The sequence below is a fragment of the Dethiosulfovibrio salsuginis genome, assembly GCF_900177735.1.
Taxonomy (GTDB): Bacteria; Synergistota; Synergistia; order Synergistales; family Dethiosulfovibrionaceae; genus Dethiosulfovibrio; species Dethiosulfovibrio salsuginis.
Map to the genome: position 1 here is coordinate 10,197 of NZ_FXBB01000003.1, position 20,203 is coordinate 30,399.

17 protein-coding genes are annotated in these 20,203 nt (G+C 57.1%); 11 read left to right on the plus strand and 6 right to left on the minus strand.

Translation table 11 applies throughout. The features are described 5' to 3' along the window. The first annotated feature begins 89 nt into the window (after positions 1-89). From B9Y55_RS02250 to B9Y55_RS02300, 11 genes are all read left to right on the plus strand, one after another. On the plus strand, positions 90-1,481 hold the full coding sequence (locus tag B9Y55_RS02250; RefSeq protein ID WP_085543735.1) for a sodium:solute symporter family protein: 1,392 nt from the start codon (positions 90-92) through the stop codon (positions 1,479-1,481). Next, on the plus strand, positions 1,454-2,710 hold the full coding sequence (locus B9Y55_RS02255; RefSeq protein ID WP_085543736.1) for a sensor histidine kinase: 1,257 nt from the start codon (positions 1,454-1,456) through the stop codon (positions 2,708-2,710). Before B9Y55_RS02250 ends, B9Y55_RS02255 begins: the two co-directional genes overlap by 28 nt. After that, positions 2,707-4,053: a sigma-54-dependent transcriptional regulator gene (locus B9Y55_RS02260; RefSeq protein WP_085543737.1), complete on the plus strand. Its 1,347-nt coding sequence runs from the start codon at positions 2,707-2,709 to the stop codon at positions 4,051-4,053. The genes B9Y55_RS02255 and B9Y55_RS02260 overlap by 4 nt, the downstream gene beginning before the upstream one ends. Beyond that, complete coding sequence (locus tag B9Y55_RS02265) at positions 4,040-5,221, plus strand: RNA polymerase factor sigma-54 (protein ID WP_085543738.1); 1,182 nt, start codon at positions 4,040-4,042, stop codon at positions 5,219-5,221. Before B9Y55_RS02260 ends, B9Y55_RS02265 begins: the two co-directional genes overlap by 14 nt. Positions 5,222-5,407: 186 nt before the next feature. Beyond that, positions 5,408-6,889, plus strand: a complete 1,482-nt coding sequence (locus B9Y55_RS02270) for a response regulator (RefSeq protein WP_143340776.1) — start codon at positions 5,408-5,410, stop codon at positions 6,887-6,889. Next, positions 6,886-7,497 carry a response regulator gene (locus tag B9Y55_RS02275; protein WP_143340777.1) on the plus strand — a complete coding sequence of 204 codons (612 nt, stop codon included), beginning with the start codon at positions 6,886-6,888 and terminating at the stop codon, positions 7,495-7,497. Before B9Y55_RS02270 ends, B9Y55_RS02275 begins: the two co-directional genes overlap by 4 nt. 610 nt (positions 7,498-8,107) lie before the next feature. Then, on the plus strand, positions 8,108-9,334 hold the full coding sequence (locus tag B9Y55_RS02280; protein ID WP_085543740.1) for an NRAMP family divalent metal transporter: 1,227 nt from the start codon (positions 8,108-8,110) through the stop codon (positions 9,332-9,334). Positions 9,335-9,410: 76 nt separating this feature from the next. Then, positions 9,411-10,148: a 5-oxoprolinase subunit PxpB gene (gene pxpB / locus B9Y55_RS02285; RefSeq protein ID WP_085543741.1), complete on the plus strand. Its 738-nt coding sequence runs from the start codon at positions 9,411-9,413 to the stop codon at positions 10,146-10,148. Then, a complete protein-coding gene (locus B9Y55_RS02290; RefSeq protein ID WP_085543742.1) occupies positions 10,145-11,206 on the plus strand; it encodes a 5-oxoprolinase subunit C family protein in 1,062 nt (353 codons plus the stop codon). The genes pxpB and B9Y55_RS02290 overlap by 4 nt, the downstream gene beginning before the upstream one ends. 13 nt (positions 11,207-11,219) lie before the next feature. Beyond that, entirely contained in the window at positions 11,220-11,993 is a 774-nt protein-coding gene (locus B9Y55_RS02295) for a LamB/YcsF family protein (RefSeq protein ID WP_085543743.1), read from the plus strand. Further along, positions 11,990-12,787 (plus strand): putative hydro-lyase, encoded by a 798-nt coding sequence (locus B9Y55_RS02300; RefSeq protein ID WP_085543744.1) that lies wholly within the window; start codon positions 11,990-11,992, stop codon positions 12,785-12,787. Before B9Y55_RS02295 ends, B9Y55_RS02300 begins: the two co-directional genes overlap by 4 nt. A 48-nt stretch (positions 12,788-12,835) precedes the next feature. On the opposite strand, the gene B9Y55_RS02305 is transcribed toward B9Y55_RS02300, so the two are convergent. From B9Y55_RS02305 to B9Y55_RS02325, 6 genes are all read right to left on the minus strand, one after another. Further along, on the minus strand, positions 12,836-14,047 hold the full coding sequence (locus B9Y55_RS02305) for a Zn-dependent hydrolase (protein ID WP_085543745.1): 1,212 nt from the start codon (positions 14,045-14,047) through the stop codon (positions 12,836-12,838). A gap of 51 nt (positions 14,048-14,098) precedes the next feature. Beyond that, positions 14,099-15,541, minus strand: coding sequence for a sodium:solute symporter family protein (locus B9Y55_RS02310; protein WP_085543746.1), 1,443 nt, complete (start codon positions 15,539-15,541; stop codon positions 14,099-14,101). After that, a complete protein-coding gene (locus B9Y55_RS12970) occupies positions 15,542-15,739 on the minus strand; it encodes a hypothetical protein (RefSeq protein WP_143340778.1) in 198 nt (65 codons plus the stop codon). A gap of 29 nt (positions 15,740-15,768) precedes the next feature. After that, the gene (locus tag B9Y55_RS02315) at positions 15,769-16,281 is read right to left on the minus strand and encodes a transcription repressor NadR (RefSeq protein ID WP_085543747.1); all 513 of its coding nucleotides are present in this window, start codon (positions 16,279-16,281) and stop codon (positions 15,769-15,771) included. A gap of 129 nt (positions 16,282-16,410) precedes the next feature. Continuing rightward, positions 16,411-18,558 carry a methyl-accepting chemotaxis protein gene (locus tag B9Y55_RS02320; protein WP_085543748.1) on the minus strand — a complete coding sequence of 716 codons (2,148 nt, stop codon included), beginning with the start codon at positions 18,556-18,558 and terminating at the stop codon, positions 16,411-16,413. Between the two features lie 91 nt (positions 18,559-18,649). Next, entirely contained in the window at positions 18,650-20,161 is a 1,512-nt protein-coding gene (locus tag B9Y55_RS02325; RefSeq protein WP_234986100.1) for an AbgT family transporter, read from the minus strand. Positions 20,162-20,203 lie beyond the last annotated feature (42 nt).

Here is a 20,203-nt window from a genome sequence, read left to right on the forward strand (position 1 = left end):
CTGTCCACCAGGCCCTACTGGATCTCCTGGGCCTCCTTCGGGATTCTCACGGTGATACCGTGGATTATGTTGATCTGGGGCAGAAAGAAATGACCTTACAGTCCAACATACTGGGCCTGTTGGCCTTCGGGGGATACGGCCTGACTTTGATCCTCCTGGCGGGACAGGCCTTTCAATGGAAGGAAAACAGAAGGACATTTTACCTCGGGGGCCGGAGTATCTCGCTCTGGCCCTCCGTCGGATCCTTCGGGGCCACCTGGATGAGCGCCGCTTCGTTGCTGGGCTACACCGTCCTCCTCCATCAGCAGGGCTACACCGCCTTCACCACCTCGGTAAACGGCTGGATGTTAGGGCTCCCTCTCCTACCTCTGGCTATCGTCAGGCTCAGGAAAAGCCGGGCTCTCTCCCTCCCACAGTGGCTGGAGGATCGGTACGGCGACGAAAGACTGCGACTTCTTTCCGCCCTTGGCCTGATGGTCGTCTACACCGTATATCTGGTTATCCAGTTCAGGGCTTTCGGTGCCATTGTGGGATCTATGCTCGATATAGGGAGGGGGATGGCGTCGTTGCTGGTCTACCTTTTCGTCCTCTACACCACCTTCGGCGGACTGTCGTCGGTGGTCAGGAGCGACGGCCTTAACCTTATGGTCATAGTGGTCGCCGTCACCGCCTCCGCTTGGGCCATCGGCTCTCAGACCGGGTGGCTACCGTCTATACATCAGTCAATAAGGGCAAACGACCCTTCTCTCCTTCGTCCCTGGCCGGAGGGAGGGGGATTCGGATCCTTCGCCATGGCACTGGGCTGGGGACTGGGAGTAGCGGCAAACCCCCAATACTGTATCAGGCTCATGTCCTGCCGGAACCGTCGAACCGCCGCCTTTACGGTGGCCATAAGCTCTCTGGTGATAGCGTGGATATATCTCTGTCTGACCATTACGGGACTAGGAGCCAAGGTCATGATGCCCTTCGTGACCGGTCCAAGCCAGGAGGCCCTCTTCTCCAGGCTGATGGAGGCGACTTTGCCCCCTCTCCCTCTGGCTATGCTGATGGTGGGGGTTCTGGCGGCGGCGGTCAGCACGGCGAACTCCCAGCTCCTTCTGGCCGCCTCGTCCTTTTGCTACGACCTCCAGGGAGAGGGGAGAATACCTTCTCAGGATCCTATGGAGGAGGACGACTTTCTGTTCAGAAACAGGGTGGCCGTGGGAGCCATAGCCACGGTGGCCCTGTTTCTCAGCCATCTGCCCCTCCCTGGAATACTACAGCTAGGGAGATACAGCTGGTCCATGGTGGCCCTGTGTTTTCTACTTCCCCTCTACATGCCAGGGATCTCCGGCAGAAAAGGCCTTTTCGGGGCGATGGGGTCCGCCCTGCTGACCTACAATTGCTTAGTGTGGTTCTTTCAAATGGCACCGGAGATCGCCATGTTGCCCTCTCTGGTCATGGAGGGGCTGTTATGGTGGTTTTTAGGGAGAAAGCCATGAGGGCCAGCCTGGAGACCAGGATAAAAGGGATGGTCACCGCTATGGCCCTCTCCCTTACCTTGGTGCTTATCACTATGTCCCTGTCCATGGATTTCAGGGAGACCCTCGCCCAACAGAGGGAGATCATAGGTGACCTTACAGCAAGAGAGGGGGATATAACGTCCGCCGAAGCGGTGTACATCATGGAAAGACAGGGAGAGCGGTGGATCGTGACCTGCGAAAAAGGTCCTGGAGAGAGGCTTTTAACCTCCGATGGGGCACTGTGGTACCTGAGGCCCGACAGAGGAGCCATTCTCCAGTCGGTGTTACACAGGAGGAGACATCTCCTGGTCGCGGCGATGATATGTCTTCTTCTGTCCGCGGAGATGGCGGTGTTCATGGCATACTGGATCACCAGACCGCTGAAAAGACTGGTATGGGCCTGCTCCAGAGTGGCCAAAGGCGACCTTTCGGACATACCGAGGGAAAAGGCGGGATCCTACGAGCTGGAGACCCTCAACGACGCCTTTAACGACATGGTCCAAGGCCTTAAGGGCTGGCAGGCCATGGAGAGACAGATATCCCGCATGGAACGGCTGGCGGCCCTCGGAGAGGTAGTCGCCGGAGTCTCCCACGAGATAAAAAATCCCCTTGCGTCCATGAGGATACATCTGGACCTTATAGGCCCCTCCCTGGAGGGAGAGGACGTAGATTCCCTTGAAATCCTGAGCTCCGAACTGGACAGGCTTAATCGGGTGGTAACCCAGCTGCTCTCCTTCGCCAGGCCCTCTCCTCCTCTGGCGGGACCGGTGGACCCCACCGAAATACTGGACTGGTGCCACAGAATGGTCAGGGTTAAACTCAGAGATCAAGGGCTTGAGTGGCATCAGGAGATCGAGGAAAATACCTTTATCTGGGCGGATCGAGGGCAACTACAGCAGCTGCTTCTGAACCTCATACTGAACGGTATAGAGGCCACCCAGGATGGGGGGGCCATATCGTTAAAGGTACAAAAATCCCGTGATGGAACCGCTCTCTCCGTGGAGGACGGTGGATCGGGAATACCTGAGAGGATAAAAGACAGGATATTCGATCCCTTCGTCACGTCAAAGCCCGAGGGAACGGGCCTCGGATTATCGGTGGTATACCGGATAGTCGAGTTACACAGAGGAAGTATAGATTATAGATCGTCGGAGGAGGGAACGGCGTTCGACCTGTGGTTCCCTGATGAAGGAGGGGATTTTCGTTGAAAATCTGGATAGTCGAGGACGAAAGGGCCCTTGCGGAAGGGCTTAAGATAGCCTTTACCAGAAAGGGCTACCATGTAGAGACCGTTCCCGGCCTAGGAGGACTGAAGGGCCTACTAGATGGTGGAACACCGGAGATAGTCTTTCTGGACGTGAGGCTTGAGGACGGCGACGGATTGAAGGCCCTGCCCCACATACTACAGACATCGCCGGAGACCAAGGTCATAGTGATGACCGCCTTCGGCGACTCGGCCTTGGTAGTAAGGGCCATAAGGGAGGGGGCCTTCAACTACCTAGATAAGCCCTTCCCCCTTGAAGCCGCCCTCAACATGGCCCAAAGGGCATCGGAGGCCATAGGACTGTCGAGGAAGGTCTCCAGGATGGAAAACGCCCGAGCCCTCTCCATGATAGGCTCTTCCTCTGGAATAAAAAAGATCAACGAATTTGTCGAGAAGGTCTCCAGACACAGGGATATCAACGTACTCATAAGGGGAGAGAGCGGCACAGGCAAGGAAGTAGTGGCCCGAATGCTCCACAGCGGGGCCCAGTGTCACGGCGATTTTGTGGCCATAAACTGCGCCGCCATACCGGAAACCCTGCTTGAGACCGAGCTATTCGGCTCCAGAAAAGGCTCTTTCACCGGGGCCAGCTCGGACAAAAAGGGCCTTGCGGAGATGGCCGACGGAGGAACCCTGTTTCTGGACGAGATAGGGGATATGCCTCTGTCCCTACAGGGAAAGCTGCTCCGTTTTCTGGACTCCCGGACCTTCCGCCCTATCGGGGCCTCCAGGGAGATCCAGGTGTCCCTGAACGTCCTCTGCGCTACCTGCGTGAACCTGGAGGATCGGATATCCCAGGGCAGTTTCAGGCCAGACCTTTTTTACAGGATCTCCATGCTGCCTTTGGACCTCCCGCCTCTCAGAGAGAGAGGGCAGGACATATCGGAGCTTATGGCCCATTTCCTGTCCCTCTACAGCGAAAGACTGGGGAGGTCGCCGTTGATTCCCTCTCAGGACGTGGAGGAGGTGTTTTCCTCGTACCACTGGCCGGGCAACGTCAGAGAGCTTAAAAACCTGGTGGAGAGGCTCTTTATACTGAAGGACCCGACGGACCACATCATCTCCCTGAAGGACCTCCCTCAGGAGATGCTGGACGGCCTGCCCTCGGACGAAAACCAGGGAAATCACGACGGTCGCCCTCTTCAGCTACAGGTCGACCAATTCGAGAGGAGACTTCTCCAGCGGGCGCTGAACCTCTCCGAGGGAAACAGGACAAAGGCCGCATCGGCCCTTGGGCTATCGCGGTACGCCCTTATAAGAAGGCTCCAGAAACATGGCATCGATTAACGTAACGCCGTCCCCCGTTCAGAGGCTTGAGCTACAACCTCTGCCCCTTCCGATACTCATTCAAGAGCTGAAGATCCTCACCATGCCACTGCCGGAACTTACCGAACATCTTTCATCTAAGCTAGGGGATAACCTGATATACAGGGTGGACCCCCCTAGATCCATCGGGGACTGGGACGGTTGGGAGGAGCGGCTGACCTCCCAACCGTCCATCGGCGACGACCTGATAGTCCAGATGGCGGCCCTTCCTGCCCTAAAGGGAAGAAGGGACTCCCTCTCTCGAGATCTGGTGGATTGGCTGGACTACAGGGGATATCTCGCTGGTTCGGAGGTCGATATCGCCGAGAACCTTGGACTAGACCCTGAATCGTTGACGGAGATACTGGACCAGGCTAGAGGTTCTCTGGATCCGCCAGGCATATTCGCCAGGGATCTCACACACTGTCTGCTCCTACAGCTGGCTAGAATGGGAAGGGAGCAAGGCGACGGGGCAACCCTTCTAAGGGAGGCCTCGGAGGCCCTCACCTCAGGAGGCTACTCTCAGGCCGCCATATCCCTTGGATGGACGGAAAAGAGGACCAAGGCGGCGATGGACGAGCTATCCCGCCTGGACCCCTCCCCCGGGAGGGCCGAGAGAGCCCACCCGGTTGTGCCGGAGGTGGCACTCTATCCCGATGGGATCAGGGCGGCGGTCCTACTGGAGGAGAACTTGCCAAAGATAAGGATGACCCCGTTGGAGTGGGACGACCACAGGATCGACGCTATGACCAGGGAGGGGCTGAAGGTGGTCAAGGACATGGCCAGGCGTTATTCTACCAAGATCGCGGTGGCCTTAGCTCTAGGGGATATTCAGAGGAGCTACCTTACCGGCCTCTCCCCTGCACCAGGATCAGCCACACTGGAGGACGTCGGGGACAGGACGGGATACTGCCCTTCAACTGTTCAGAGGACCGCCTCCTCCACCTGGACCACGACCCCAAGGGGGACCATGCCGCTCTCAAATCTCTTCAGCAGACCTTTAAAGGCCAGGCCGGATATATCGGTGGCCCAGCTACGGTGGGTCATAGAGAATCGAACCGCCATAGGAGACGGCATCGGGCGTATAGCGAAAGACCTAGGGATTCCGGTCAGGACCGTATCCTGGCACAGATCGAAAATGGGAAAATAGCGTTTCTTTTCGCCTTCTCTTTGGTATATGATGAATATATCGAGCGACGGAAAGGAGGCGGGGAGATGAACATCCTCAAAAAACTTGTGGCTACGGTGGGATTGTGTCTTTTCGTATGGGCCTCTCCCTGTCCTTTATCCTGATGAAGAGCCGGACCCGGTCGACATCTCCGGTAAAAGAGCGCTTATGATAGGGTCATATCACATAGGGTTTCTCGCCACAGCACAACAGATAGACGGTGTAAGGTCGATTTTTGAGCCCCAGGGAGTGCTTCTGGACGTAGAGTTTATGGACACAAATATGGGATTTGAGGTCGAGACCGTCTCCAACGGGAGGGACGCCATAGCCAGGCTGAAGTCCGAGGAGGAGGAAGGACGTCCCTTCGGACTGGCCATCGTGGACTGGAAAATGCCGGACATGGACGGCCTGGAGACAGCCCAGAGGATATTGCAGAACGGTCTAAACCATCCTCCAAGCATGTTGATGGTTACGGCTCACAGAAAGACGGAGATTCTGGAGGAAGCCCTTAAGGCAGGCTTCTCATCGGTGCTCACGAAACCGGTGCAGCCATCGTCACTTTTGGACGCCATCGTTGCCTTATCCGAGGACAAGCGTCCTTCCGGGAAAAGGACTGAAAACCCCGTTTCACTCCACCTAAAAGGAGCCAAGGTGCTTCTGGCCGAGGATAACGACATAAACCGAGACGTGGCTCTACACTTCTTAGCGGACGCACAGGCCATAGTGACCGAGGCGCGAGACGGCAAAGAAGCGGTGGACCTGGCGACAAAGTCCGACTTTGACCTGATCTTGATGGACATACAGATGCCCAGGATGGATGGCCTCGAGGCCACCAGAACGATAAGATCCAGGGAGACCCACAGGAGAACCCCCATCATAGCGATGACGGCACACGCAATGAAAGGGGACAGGGAGAGGTGTATCGAAGCGGGAATGGACGACCACATCCCCAAACCTGTTGACCCGGACGTACTTATAGCCACAGCATACAGATGGATCTTCGACAAAAGCCAGGGGGAGCCAGTCCTTCGCGTTCGGAAGAAAGAGTTTGAGGAAAGTGCCCAATTTCCAGGGATCGACCTTGCCGCAGGCCTAAAGAGGTCCGGTGGCGACAGAAACAGGTATAGATCGCTGCTGGACAAGTTTATCGTGGAGTTTTTCCCACTCGGGGAAAGCACCATGGAATCACTTAACGCAGGAAACGTTCAGGAATCATCCAGGCTGATCCACTCTATGAAGGGGGCATCGGCCACACTTGGGCTCCTGGACGTACAGAGGCTATCCGAGGACCTGGAGAACTCCATCGCCTCGGGGAACCTGGAGCTGGACCATATATGGCGAGAGCTTCAGGAACGTGAGCGAGAGGTCCACAAACTACTCTCCTGCCTCGGAGACAGCGAGTGCTCCGAGGCAACGGAGGTCAAGGGGATAACCACCGAGGAAGCTCTCGATATCCTCTCCGCCATCAGAGGATACCTCGACGTCAGACAACCTAGGCCTATACTGGACCATCTGGAATCCTACCGCTGGCCAGAAAGGGTATCGGGCGATATCAATCGACTTAAGGACATGGTGTCTCGCTATAGATTCAAGGACGCCTATTCTCCGTTGGACTCAGCGATCGAAAAACTGGGCGGTGAAAGAGAATGACCCCCTACAGAGGGACCATCCTGGTTGTGGACGACACGGAGATGAACATAGATTTTCTGCTTTCCTTCCTGTCGGAGGATTACGACGTCAGCGTTGCGACCAACGGATGGGACGGGATAGATCTGGCCTGTTCCATAACGCCTGACATAATCCTGCTGGACATAGTCCTGCCGGACATAGACGGCTTCCAGGTCTGTAGCTGCCTCAAGGACGACGAAAGAACCTCGTCCATACCAATTATCTTCGTCACGTCCCTGGAGAAAGAGGTCGACGAGGCCAGGGACTCGGGAACCGGCGCCCACGTCCAGAGGACAGGAAGATACGTCATGACTATAGCCGAGTACCTGGCCTCCAAGGGGATCAAGGGGCGGGAGATATCCCGAAACGAGGTTGAGACACTTACCCAAGCGTCCCCCCTCCACGACGTCGGAAAGGTGGGAATTCCTGATCGACTGCTTCTCAAACCTGGCAAGCTGACGGAGGAGGAGTTTGAGGAGATAAAAGGCCACGGTTACCCTACGGGGCTGAAGGGAGAGGAGATTCCCCTCCCGGCTAGGATAATGGCCGTAGCCGACGTCTACGACGCCCTAAGAAGCGAGAGGCCCTAAGAAGCGAGAGGCCCTACAAGAAGGCCTTCTCCCACGAGAAGGCAAAAAAGATTATCCTAGCCGAGTCGGGCAGCCACTTTGACCCGGTCCTGGTAGAGGTATTTATGGCAGTAGAGGGCAAATTCGAGGCAGTAGCTAAAGGGAACCTCTAAAAACTCACTTTCGAGTCCCCTCGGAGAGATCGTTCCGCCTACGCCCTGTTTCGCCCAATCGTATACTCCGACCTGCCTGTTTCGTACGAACCGCCTCGGAGGGCACGTCCTGTGCCCCCTCGGCTTGGGGCGACGTCCTGTCGCCCCACTCGTACTACACGACGGCATGTCGAGTATACGGGCTCAAGTGGGCTCCGTCGGAACGATCTCTCCGAGGATTAGAGTTTTTAGAGACGCCCTAAAGAACACAGGTAGCGAACGGTCCGTGCGGAAATCGCACGGACCGTTCGCTTATCAAACGAAATATCCATCGTCATAAAAAAAGAAACAAATCACAAGACTGAAAAATGACTCCACTGGAGCTTTTACAAAAAAACACCCTCCCAAAGCTTTTCGGCAACTTTTTTGCTTATATAAATAGTGCAGAGACATTATCTTTATCCTGGAGGTGCTTTTTTATGGCGACAGAACGAATAGTGCTCAACGACGAGGCGGAGAGCAAAAGGAAGAATACCCTTAGCGTATTGCTAGGTGCGGCGTTTTTGATGGCAACATCGGCCATAGGACCGGGCTTTTTGACCCAGACTGCGGTGTTCACCGAACAGATGAAGATGGCCTTCGCTTTCGCCATCCTGGCGTCCATCCTGATAGACATAGTGGTCCAGCTCAACATCTGGAGGATCCTAGCCGTATCGGGAATGAGAGCCCAGGACGTGGCGAACAAGGTAATCCCGGGACTGGGATACTTCTTGGCCTTCGCCGTGGCGACCGGAGGGCTTGTCTTCAACATAGGAAACGTGGGAGGGGCCGCCATGGGAGTCAACGTACTGACCGGCTGGCCTATACCTGTCGGAGCGTCCCTCAGCGCCCTTATAGCCATCTTTATCTTCCTTCGCAAGGAAATGGGAAGCGCTATGGACAAGTTCACCCAGGCCCTGGGCTTCGTCATGATCGCCATGGTTATCTACATGGTCTTTAAGACAAATCCCCCTGTAGGCGCTGCCATTAAAGAGGCATTCATGCCCTCCAGCATAAACTGGATGATCGTCCTTACCTTGGTTGGTGGAACGGTTGGAGGCTACATCTCCTTCGCCGGAGCCCACAGAATCATCGACGCAGGGCTCACAGGACAGGAGAATCTGGGTTCCATCAGCAAGGGATCCATCAACGCCATAGCCATAACGGGAATCATGAGGTTTTTGCTGTTTTTAGCCATACTTGGTGTGGTCATGATGGGCCATAAGCTCGACCCGGCCAACCCTCCTGCATCGGCCTTCCAGCTTGGAGCGGGAGACATAGGGTACAAGATCTTCGGGATAATCCTCTGGGCAGCGGGAATAACGTCGGTAATCGGGGCATCATACACCTCCATATCGTTCCTGAAGACCCTCTTTAAGTCGGTCGGAGATCACCATAGGGCCTGGATGATAGGATTTATAGTGTTCTCAACCCTGGTCCTCGCTACCATAGGACGACCGGTGGCCCTGCTCATCTTCGCCGGCTCAATCAACGGCCTGATACTCCCTCTAGCTCTCATATCGGTCCTCCTCGCGGCTAACAAAAAGGAGATCGTCGGAGACTACAAACATCCCATGTGGATGTCCCTCTGCGGCTACGTCATGGCGGCCTTCACCATGTGGATGGGGGTAAAGTCCCTTAGCTCCATAATGAAACTCTTCTCCTAGACTCAAGAGCAACAGGACTATAATGAGGGGCGAAGGACATGTTCCTTCGCCCTATGTCGAACGAGAGGTGAACGTTATGAACGAAACCCCTAAAGTCCACCCAGCTGGGGAAACCTGTCTGGTGGTGGACTTCGGAAACTCAATTTCCCTGGAGATAAACGGCCAGGTCCAGGCGCTCAGATCGTACCTGGAGTCGAAAAACATACAGGGAATCATGGAGATAATGCCCACCTACCGGTCCCTGGCTGTGTACTTCGAACCAGTTAGGTCCGATCTGGACAGGATAAAATCCGCCATCTCCGAGGGGCTCGCCTCACTAGGGGAGAGTGCTTCCATAGGCACGAAAGAGGCTGTAATACCGGTTTGCTACGGCGGAGAGCACGGACCGGACCTGCCCTCGGTGGCAAGGCATCACGGCATAACCGAGGAAGAGGTCGTGGCCAGACACTCGGGCAAAAGCTGCTACTGCTATATGCTGGGCTTCACCCCGGGATTTTCCTATCTAGGGGGAATGGACGAATCGATTGCGACCCCAAGGCTGGAGACCCCGAGGGAGCTCATACCGGCGGGAAGCGTGGGAATAGCGGGCAAGCAGACTGGCATATATCCCATAGACAGCCCGGGAGGCTGGCAGCTAATAGGCAGGACCCCTCTCGCCATGTACGATCCGTCCAAGGATCCAGCGACACTGCTGGACGCTGGGCTGTGGGTGAGGTTCAGGCCCATCGACCAGGACGAATACGACGAGATCCAGGCGAAAGTCAGACAGGGCAGCTACGCCCTGGAGATAGTGGAAAAGGGGGAGATGTCGTGAGACTGGAGGTAAAGTCCCCTGGAATGCTGACCACCGTCCAGGACCTAGGACGATGGGGGCATCAGGCCATCGGCATGCCTGTAGCGGGAGCGATGGACCCTATGGCCCTGAAAAGGGGCAACCTTATGGTCAAAAACCCCCTAAACGCCGCCGCCCTGGAGATAACCGTCATGGGACCGTCCCTCACGGTCCACGGAAGTGGGCTAATAGCCCTCACCGGCGCCGATTTGGGAATGGCTATAAACGGGGTCCCCTCCGAGCCCTGGAGGACCTACTCGGTCAAAGACGGCGACGGCATATCCTTCTCCGGCATGAAGGGACAGGGTTGCCGGGCCTACCTATGCGTCTCAGGGGGGATCGACGTTCCCTCCCTTATGGGCAGCAGATCGACCTACCTCAGAGGCAAGATAGGTGGCCATATGGGCAGGGCCCTCGCAAAGGGAGACATCCTCCCCTGCGGCGAACCCTATATACTCTGGGAAAGGTGCGAAGGCTTCTCCTGCCCCGACGACCTTAGACCCAACTACGATCCGACCGTTCCATTGAACGCCGTACTGGGACCTCAGGACGACTGCTTCACCGAGGAGGGCATCCAGACCTTCCTGTCGGGAGAGTACACCGTATCCCCCGCCGCGGACCGGATGGGATACAGGATGGACGGGCCTAAAATAGAGCATTCAGCCGGGGCGGACATAGTGTCCGACGGCATCTGCCTCGGTGCGGTTCAGGTTCCAGGCCACGGCCAGCCTATAGTCATGATGGCGGACCGCCAGACCACCGGCGGCTACACCAAAATAGCGGTGATCACCGGCAAGTCGGTGGCTCGACTGGCCCAGAGGCTGCCGGGGGAATCGGTACGCTTCCAGTCCATGAGCCAGGATCAGGCCATACAGGAGGCGAGGTCCGAGGCCCAGGAGATCGAGAGACTGAGACTGGCGGTCGAGGGGTGGATAGCGTCTCCCAGGGAGATCGTCCAAGATCAGGTGGCCCCTACCTCCGGCAGGCTGGCTCTGAGCCTTGAAGGCCAAAGATACGACGTCACATGGGAAAGACTTTAGAGGAGGGGTGGAATTGAGCAAAATAGACCTTAACAGCGACCTAGGGGAGAGCTTCGGGGCCTACCAGATGGGAAGGGACGACCAGGTCCTGGCGAGCGTGTCCTCCGCCAACGTGGCCTGCGGCTTCCACGCCGGAGACCCTATGGTGATGGTCAAGACCGTCAAGCTGGCGGCCCAGCAGGGCGTCGCAGTAGGGGCCCATCCTGGCTATCCCGACCTGGTGGGATTCGGCAGGAGGGCCATGAAATGCTCCCCGGAGGAAGTCTACTGCGACTGTCTCTACCAGATAGGGGCCATAGACGGAGCATGTCGAGCTCAGGGGATAGAGCTCCAGCACGTCAAACCCCACGGCGCCATGTACAACACCGCCGCAAAGGACCTGGACATGGCTTTAGCCATAGCCCAGGCGGTGAAGGACATAAGGCCCAACCTGATACTGATGGGCCTTGCTGGATCGCTCTTCGAGAGGGCGGCGGAGCAGCTTGGGATACCTTTCGCCTCCGAGGCCTTCGCAGACAGGGCCTACATGGCCGACGGCTCACTGGTCCCCAGGACCATGAAGGGAGCGGTCATACACGACGGCCAGGAGGCTGCGAGACAGGTCATATCCATGGTCACGACGGGGAAGATAAAGGCCATAGACGGCACGGAGATATCCATGAAGCCCCACTCCATCTGCCTCCACGGCGACACACCGGAGGCCGTCGAGATGGCCGCCACTGTCCGCAGGATGCTCGCGGAGCAGGGAGTCGAGATAACGAATCTAAAGGAGGTTCTCGATCTATGAAAGCCAGCGACTACAGAGATTGGTCACCTGCGTCGGTCAGGGAGATAATCCGATCGGGAGAGTGGACCGCCCCCACACCGGGGATGTGTGCGGGCCACGTCCAGGCCAACATGATAGTCCTGCCGAAGGACTGGGCCTACGATTTTATGGTCTTCGCCCAGAGAAACCCGACCCCCTGCCCTATACTGGACATAACCGAGCCAGGGGGCAAAGAGGCCAGGATAATGGCCCCTGGCTCCGACGTGGCGAAGGACATACCTCGCTACAGGGTATGGAAGGACGGCCTTCTCGTCGACGAGCCCACCGACGTATCGTCCTACTGGAAGGACGACCTGGTGGCCTTCCTCCTGGGGTGTTCCTTCTCCTTCGAGAGCGCCTTGATGGAGGCTGGAATACCTATCAGACACATAGAGGAGAACAGAAACGTCCCTATGTACGTCACGTCGATACAGTGCCGCCCTGCCGGTCGGCTCTCCGGCCCTATGGTGGTCAGCATGAGGCCCATACCGGCGAGCCAGGTTCCCAGGGCGGTTCTCTGCACCGGCAGGTTCCCAGGGGTACACGGAGCTCCGGTACACGTAGGAGACCCGGAGGCCATAGGGATCAAGGACATATCCAAGCCCGACTTCGGCGACTCTGTGACCATAAAGCCCGGCGAGGTTCCCGTGTTCTGGGGCTGTGGGGTTACCCCCCAGGCGGCACTGATGGCCAGCAAGCCCCCCTTCGCCATAACCCACGCTCCGGGACACATGATGATACTGGACCCAAAGGACTCGGATCTGGCGGTGTTTTGATGAAAAGAGAGGAAGGCTCGTGGGAGCCTTCCTCTCTTTTCGGGTTTTTTATTCCGCTAACCTCAACACACACTCTAGCATGACGTCCGCTCCGTCGGCGATCTGGTCGAAGTCGCTGTCCTCCTGTGGACAGTGGCTCTTGCCCCCTATAGAGGGTACGAATATCATCGCAGACGGGACCGCATGTGAAAGTATCTGAGCATCGTGGCCCGCACCGCTCCATAGGTGGGTCGAATCTAAGCCGTGCTCGTCGGCCACGGACTGGATCATGGACACCAGCGATTTATCGAAAGAGACAGGATGGACATCCGCCTCTTTGGAGAACTCCAGAGAAAGTCCGAAGCGGTTCGCCAAATTCTTCATGGCCTCCTCTGCCTTGAACTTCATCTGGGCAAACCGGTGGGCGTCGGGATGGCGCATATCCAGGGTGAAGGAGACCTCACCGGGAACTACATTTATGATGTCCGGTTTGATACCGATCCGGCCCACGGTGGCCCGTCCCCCTATGGACTTTGCCAGCTCGGTCATCTCCACGTGAAGGTGGGACACCGCCAGAAGGGCATCGTGCCTCATGTCCATGGGGGTCGTCCCTGCGTGGTTGGCCTGTCCCTTGAACCTGCCGTGCCACCAGGCGATCCCCTGAACCCCGTCCACAACCCCGAACGGCACGGCTTTAAGGTCCAAAAATGGCCCCTGTTCGACGTGAAGCTCCAGGTAGTAAGAGGGCATAACCCTGTCTGAACCGGCGTAGCCGATCCGACGGAGCTCATCTTCAACCGTCTTGCCCTCGTCGTCGGTCCTTGAGTACATATCCTCCAACGAGGCATCACCGACCAGGACAAGGCTTCCCATCATGTCCGGGGCGAACCGGGCGCCTTCCTCGTTGGTGAAGGCCGCCACAGCCAGAGGGAGCCTGTGGGGAAGTGCGTTTTCCTTTACGGTCCTGAGTATCTCCAGGCCCGACAGGACACCAGCACAGCCGTCGAACATCCCTGCGTGGCGAACCGTATCTATGTGGGATCCTACGGTGACCGGATCCCCTGGCTCATCCCCTGGAAGAACGCCGAAAATGTTCCCGATAGGGTCCACCTTGACCTCAAGACCAGCGTCCCTCATCCAGCGGACCAGGGTATCCCTGCCCTCTTTCTCGTGATCGTCAAGGGCGAGACGGGTCCTGCCTCCACCTGGATCGAGGCCGATAGCCCCCAGTTCCTCTATCGTCGACCTTAACCTTTGCCGATTAATCGAACGCTCCGTCATGGTCCCACCTCCGTGCGATATTAGGCGACTCAGCCTGGAACCATTGTACTACTATCCCTTCACCTTAGCGATTTCCCGATCCATTCCGTTAAAGAAAAGCCTCGTTTCCGGTGGAGAGGTCATGAGACTAACCAGGATAAAGGCCAGGGAGGAGACCGCCAGCCCCCACACCGAGGGCCACTGCCCCAGAGGCTTCAGGTTTGCCATGCTGAGAAAGGCCACCACGGACCCGCCAAGGACCAAACTGGACAGCGCTCCCCAGGCGGTTGCCCTTTTCCAGAAAAACGCCCCTATAACGGCGGGAAGCTGCATGAGGAGACCACCGGAGGCCATGGAGGACAGCACAACTATCAGGTCGAAACGGAACTGGGCAAAGGCAAAGCAGGCCAGGGTTATGACTGGGATCATGATCCGTCCAACCATCAGCTCTCCCCTCTCGGAGAGCCCCTTAAACATGGGACGCGCCACGTCGCGACCGAACATAGAGCCGAGGGTCAGTATCACCGAGTTGAGGGTGGACACCGCGGCCGCCATTATGCTGACCGTCACCACCAGTCCCAGCGCCACCGGGACCTTGGACAGAAGCAGAGGCATGGCCTGATCGGCGTTTTCCAGTCCCGGGCTTATCATGGCCATTGAGAAGCCGAGCAAACCGCATATGAGGGTATAGATCAGGCCGAAAAAGGAGAAGCCCAGTATCATGTTCCTCAGGCTCTTTGGATTTTTGGGCGTGTAGAGCCTCTGGACCACCTGAGGATTGGTCACGGCGAAAAAGGCCCAGGGGAGTGTCAGACCTATAAAAAGGGACATGGACCAGTTCACCTTAAGCAGCTCCGGCGTCGCCTCCAGGGTTCTCACAAAACCCTGAGGGAAGAACTCTCCCATCACGAAGGCTATGAGCATAAAGCTGGCTACAAGCATCACCAGGGCCTGAAGGCTGTCGGTCCAGGCTACGGATCTCATGCCGGACAGGCAGAATACCATGGCGATAGCGGAGGCCAGGCCCGAGCCCACCACGAAGGGAATCGCACCGCCGGACAGGGTCTCAAGGAGATAGCCGACCCCCATGAGCTGGACCGATGCGTAGGGAATGAGCATGACCAGACACAGGCAGGACGCCGCAAACCCAACCCTCTTATCGCCGTAACGGAAGGACAGAAGCTCCGACGGACTGACCAGGTTGAACGCCCGACCAGCAGCCCAGTAGCGAGGGGCAAAGAGGATCAAAAGGAACACTGTGAAGATAAGATAGGAGAACTCGAATCCCAGCGCCGCGACTCCGGTTCTGTAGGTGAGCCCCACTAGCCCCACCATCATGAAGGCGCTGAAGGTGGTGGCGCTGTAGGTCAGGGCGGAGACCAGCCCTCCGACGGTCCTGTTCGCCAAAAAGTACTCCGAGACGCCAGGTCCGGTCTTTTTGCTGGCCTGCCAGGACAGAAAGGATCCCAGGGCAAACCAGACGAATATCCCGGACGACAGTGTCAGGCCGGACATCTAGGCATCCCCCTCTGACTTTCCCCAGTCGACGGTGTACACCGCACCGGAGATTATGACGATGACCGTTAGGCTCAGCCAGAAGGCGAAGGAACCGTACAGAGAGCCCCTGTCTCTGAGAGGGCCAAAGGGCAAGGCCAGGTTTAACACCGCCACGACAATCATCCACCAACACCACTTACTTTCCCTGCTCACCATACAAAACAATCCCTTCCGTTTACCTTACGTCAGAATCGGGCAAGAAAGCCCGATTGTCTTAGCCCTTCCTCGATGCCGTCCAGGAGTTCCTCGCTGTCCGCCTCCACTGTGTGGAGATGAAACCCGCCGGAGAGCCCCAGAAGGGGCCTACGTCCGGTGGTCTCCATTAGCGTCATAAACCGCCGAACCTCCTCGCCGGTTGAAACGTCCACGTTTCCCCTTATCTCGCCGTAGATGGGGTGGTCGATAAAGACGTCCACCACACGCCCCCCCAGGGAGACTATGAGATCCAGTTCGTCGTAGAGCTGTTCCGCCTGGTGACAGACCGCCATCACCCGCCTTGGCCTGTCCTGGGACCTATCTACCCGATACCCCCGAGACATTGCGACAACGGGGACCCCTCTTCCTCTCAGCGTAGCCACGTCCTGGACGATAGCCTGACGGCTGACACCCAGCCGTTCCGCAAGGGCCCCTCCGCTTAACGGCTCCTCCGACGATTCCAGAGCCTCCAGAAGCCCGTTCAGCCTTTCCTCTCTGCCCATAAAATCACCTCTCAAACGGGACTGATTATAGCAGCTACTAGCAGAAAGACAACTGGTCCCTGAGAGAGACTAAAAAATATTCCCTATGGACGACGGCGGTCGCCCATAGGGAATATTAGGGATTTTAGGCTATTTCAGGGGCTTTAGGCCCTGCTGTTTGACGTCGGATACCTTAAACCGAGAGATTTGGGACATAAGGTCGTCCCCTTGGTGGCTCATGTCCTTCGCCCTCTCCGCTAGGGCCTCCGCCACCTTGGCGGTGTCCTCGGAGGCCTTGGCCATGTCCTGGACGAACTCGGCTATCTCTGTGGTGCCCACGGTTATCTGGTCCATGGCGGAGGCCATCTCCTGGCTGGACGCCGCCTGTTCTTGAGCTGTGGAGGCCACAGAGTTTATTGCGTCTATGACCTTGGAGATCTCCTCTAGGGCCACGTTAAGCTCCTTCCCCGCCTCCTCCGCTCGCCGGACGATCTTTTCCATGGTCCTGCCGGTCTCCTCGGTCACAGAGATGGACCGGTTGGTGTTGGACTCCAGTGTATCTATGAGCTTCGAGACCTCCCCAGCGGCGGTGTTGGACTCCTCCGCCAGCTTTCTGACCTCCTCGGCGACGACGGCAAAACCTCTACCGGCCTCCCCAGCTCTGGCGGCCTCGATGGCTGCGTTGAGGGCCAGGAGGTTGGTCTGATCCGCTATTCCCGTTATGGTATCCACAAAGCCAGCGATATCCCTTACCGCCGAGGCCAGCTCTCCCATGGATTTGGCGCTCTCCTCGGACCTCTTCTCCACCTCCGACAGGTCTTTGACGACTCCATCCACCTTGCGGACCGACTCCTGGGCTATCTTCCCGGCTTTCTCCCCTGCGGCGGAACCGTCGGAGGAGGCCCTTGCCATGTTCTGGGCACCGCTGGAGACCTCCTCTATGCCTGCGGTGGTCTCCTCTATGGAGGCGCTGTTGGACTGAGAGAGCTCCGAGGCCCGATCCAGGCCCGATCGGATCTTATCCATAGAATCGCTGGTATCGTTGGAGATTCCAGACAGGGTGTCCGACGATTCGGAGATACTAGAGGCGACCGCCTTTATTTGGGCCACCGTCTCCGCCTGGCCGGTTATCATGGCGTATATGGCGTCGGCCATGTCGCCTAGCTCGTCTTTGGAGCGAACTCCGAACTCCTCTCGAGATACGGTGAGGTCCCCTTCTGTCGCCCTGCCTGCGACCTCGACGACCTTCCTCATAGGGGCGGTGATCTTTTTAACGATCAGCCATACCGCCAGGACTATGAGGATCAGGCCAGCTAGAGAGATGTAAAGGGTCATGTAGAGAAGTCTGTTCGCCACTCCCATTACCTCATCGATCCTTATCACCGTTCCGAAGCTCCAAGGTGTGCCAGTAGTGCCTATTGTTACCGGGGCAAAGGCCTTTAGAGTGGTCTCCTGCAACGCCTCTGACCAGGCCTCGTCGAACCATAGATCCCCCTGTCTTATCCTTCCGAGGACCTCCTCCCCTCCTGGAACCTTTATCTCTCCGGCGACATCTCCCACCCTGGCCAGATCAGGGTGGGCGGCGACGGTGCCTTGATAGGTCAGCAACCTCCCAAAACCCGTATCGTAGAGCTTTGTATTCTTGGTTATAGCCTGAACATCGTCCATAGCTATATCCACTCCGACTACACCTGCGATCTTTCCCTTTACCTCCACGGGGACAGATAAGGTCGTCATAAAAACAGATTTACCTGCCACTTCGTAATAATACGGTTCGATAATAGCCTCTTTACCCCCCTTGAGAGGTATCAGATAGTAGTCTCCATCACCTGGGACGGTATAGCCCTTCAGAGGCTCTACATCTATTTTATCGCCGTCTCTATACCAGTAGGGGACGAACCTGCCGGTGTCGTCGTGACCGGTGGTGTAGGCGTAGGCCTGGTCCTGGCCGTCGAAGGCATCGGGCTCCCAACAGGTCCAGATGCCCACAAAGCCCGAGTGTCGCCGAAGGGTCTGGACTAACAGGCGATTTGCCAGCTCCCTATCCCCATCGCCTACCTCGGTGATGCCCTCCATCACGTAGGCCAGAGTCCTGGCCACCTCTAGGGCCACGTCAAACTCGGCCTTTATGTAGTTTGCGTATTCCCTGGATCGGCTGATAGCCAGTTGCCTGGCCTGTTCCACGTTCTCTCCACGGCTCATGTAGGTGGATGCACTGATTATCACGACGAACACGCCTAGCACTACAGTAAGGACGAAAGCTATTATCTTGCCCTGTAATCTAAGATGCCACTTCATACACAACCCCTCCGTTCAGAAATATCTAAAGTAATGATAGCACAAAAAAAAGGAGACCGGCAAAGCCGATCTCCTCCGTTGACATAGGTTATTACATATGGATGCCGACGCCGATCCCTATAGGAAGGCCTAAGGTGAACCAGATGGCCAAAAGGGCGGTCCATCCCAGCAGGAAGCACACCGAGAAGGGCAGCATGGTGGAGATAAGGGTACCGATCCCTGCGTCTTCGTCGTAGGCCTGAGCGAAGGCGACTATAACTGCGAAGTAGGACATCAGGGGCGAAATGATGTTGGTGGTGGAGTCGCCGATACGGTAGGCGACCTGGGTGAACTCAGGGGTGAAACCCATCTGCATCAGCATAGGGATAAACACCGGAGCCATGATAGCCCACTTGGCCGAGGCGGAGCCGATGAACAGGTTGATAAAAGCCGACACCAGGATGAAGGCGATTATCAGAGGCAGGCCGGTGAAGTTGATGGCCTGGAGGAACTCGGCACCTTTGGCGGCCAGGATGACCCCTAAGTTGGTGTAGCTGAAGTATTTGATGAACTGGGCGGCGAAGAAGGCCAGAACCAGATATCCTCCCATGGTGCTCATGGATTTGGACATAGCGTGAACCACGTCCTTGTCCGACTTGATAGTGCCAGCTCCCAGGCCGTAGGCGACCCCAGGGAACAGGAAGAACATCATTATGACCGTCACTATGGAGGTCACAAAGGGAGACCTGCCTAAAATCTCGCCGGTGGCCTGATCTCTCAGGATTCCGCCCTCAGGCAGTAGCATGGCTAGCATGATCCCGACAAAGATGACGATGGAGATCGTGGCAAAGCGAAGGCCTCTTCTCTCCTCGGCGGTCTGCTCGTCAAGGCTGACCTTATGGGATCCACTGTACTCGCCGAGACGAGGCTCGACGATCTTCTCCACCACGAACCAGCCTATAAAGGAGATCAGGAAGGTGGACGCTACCATAAAGTAGTAGTTAGCGGTAGCTAGAACGTTGTAGCTGGGGTCGAGGATCCTTGCTGCCTCGGTGGAGATCCCTCCCAGAAGGGGATCGATGGTCCCTACTAACAGGTTAGCGGAGAAACCACCGGAGACTCCGGCGAAGGCGGCAGCCAGACCGGCCAAGGGGTGACGGCCGAAGTTCATGAAGATAATGGCACCGAGGGGAACCAGGACGACGTATCCGGCGTCGGAGGCCACGTTGGACATAACTCCCAGGAAGACCACCACGATTGTGATGAGCTGCTTAGGGGTGCCCATGACAACCTTACGGATAAGGGCCCCTATAAAGCCCGTTCCCTCCGCTACGCCGACTCCCAGCATGGCCACCAGGACCGTACCGAGAGGGGCAAAGCCGGTGAAGTTACTGACAGCACTGGAGAACATATAGCGAATACCGTCGGCGTTCATCAGACTGATAGCGTTCTTCACGACGACCTGGGACTCACCTTTGGACACGGTGGTGTACTGGGCGGAGACCCCTGCTCTGAAACAGAGCTCGGAGATAAAGACCACCGCCATGGAGAAGAGCAGGAACAGGGTTGCGGGATGGGGGAGGGCGTTTCCGCCTCTCTCGACGGCGTCCAGGAACCTGTTCAACAGACTCCTTTTTTTGTTGGCTTCTGCTTTGTTTGAAGTCGA

Bases quoted from the DNA above. Each gene is read 5' to 3' on its own strand.
- pxpB (WP_085543741.1), top strand. From the start codon at position 9,411: ATGAACGAAACCCCTAAAGTCCACCCAGCTGGGGAAACCTGTCTGGTG.
- B9Y55_RS02300 (WP_085543744.1), top strand. From the start codon at position 11,990: ATGAAAGCCAGCGACTACAGAGATTGGTCACCTGCGTCGGTCAGGGAG.
- B9Y55_RS02255 (WP_085543736.1), top strand. From the start codon at position 1,454: ATGGTGGTTTTTAGGGAGAAAGCCATGAGGGCCAGCCTGGAGACCAGG.
- B9Y55_RS02315 (WP_085543747.1), bottom strand. From the start codon at position 16,281: ATGGGCAGAGAGGAAAGGCTGAACGGGCTTCTGGAGGCTCTGGAATCG.
- B9Y55_RS02320 (WP_085543748.1), bottom strand. From the start codon at position 18,558: ATGAAGTGGCATCTTAGATTACAGGGCAAGATAATAGCTTTCGTCCTT.
- B9Y55_RS02275 (WP_143340777.1), top strand. From the start codon at position 6,886: ATGACCCCCTACAGAGGGACCATCCTGGTTGTGGACGACACGGAGATG.
- B9Y55_RS02280 (WP_085543740.1), top strand. From the start codon at position 8,108: ATGGCGACAGAACGAATAGTGCTCAACGACGAGGCGGAGAGCAAAAGG.
- B9Y55_RS02250 (WP_085543735.1), top strand. From the start codon at position 90: ATGACCTTACAGTCCAACATACTGGGCCTGTTGGCCTTCGGGGGATAC.
- B9Y55_RS02270 (WP_143340776.1), top strand. From the start codon at position 5,408: ATGATAGGGTCATATCACATAGGGTTTCTCGCCACAGCACAACAGATA.
- B9Y55_RS02310 (WP_085543746.1), bottom strand. From the start codon at position 15,541: ATGTCCGGCCTGACACTGTCGTCCGGGATATTCGTCTGGTTTGCCCTG.
- B9Y55_RS02265 (WP_085543738.1), top strand. From the start codon at position 4,040: ATGGCATCGATTAACGTAACGCCGTCCCCCGTTCAGAGGCTTGAGCTA.
- B9Y55_RS12970 (WP_143340778.1), bottom strand. From the start codon at position 15,739: ATGGTGAGCAGGGAAAGTAAGTGGTGTTGGTGGATGATTGTCGTGGCG.
- B9Y55_RS02305 (WP_085543745.1), bottom strand. From the start codon at position 14,047: ATGACGGAGCGTTCGATTAATCGGCAAAGGTTAAGGTCGACGATAGAG.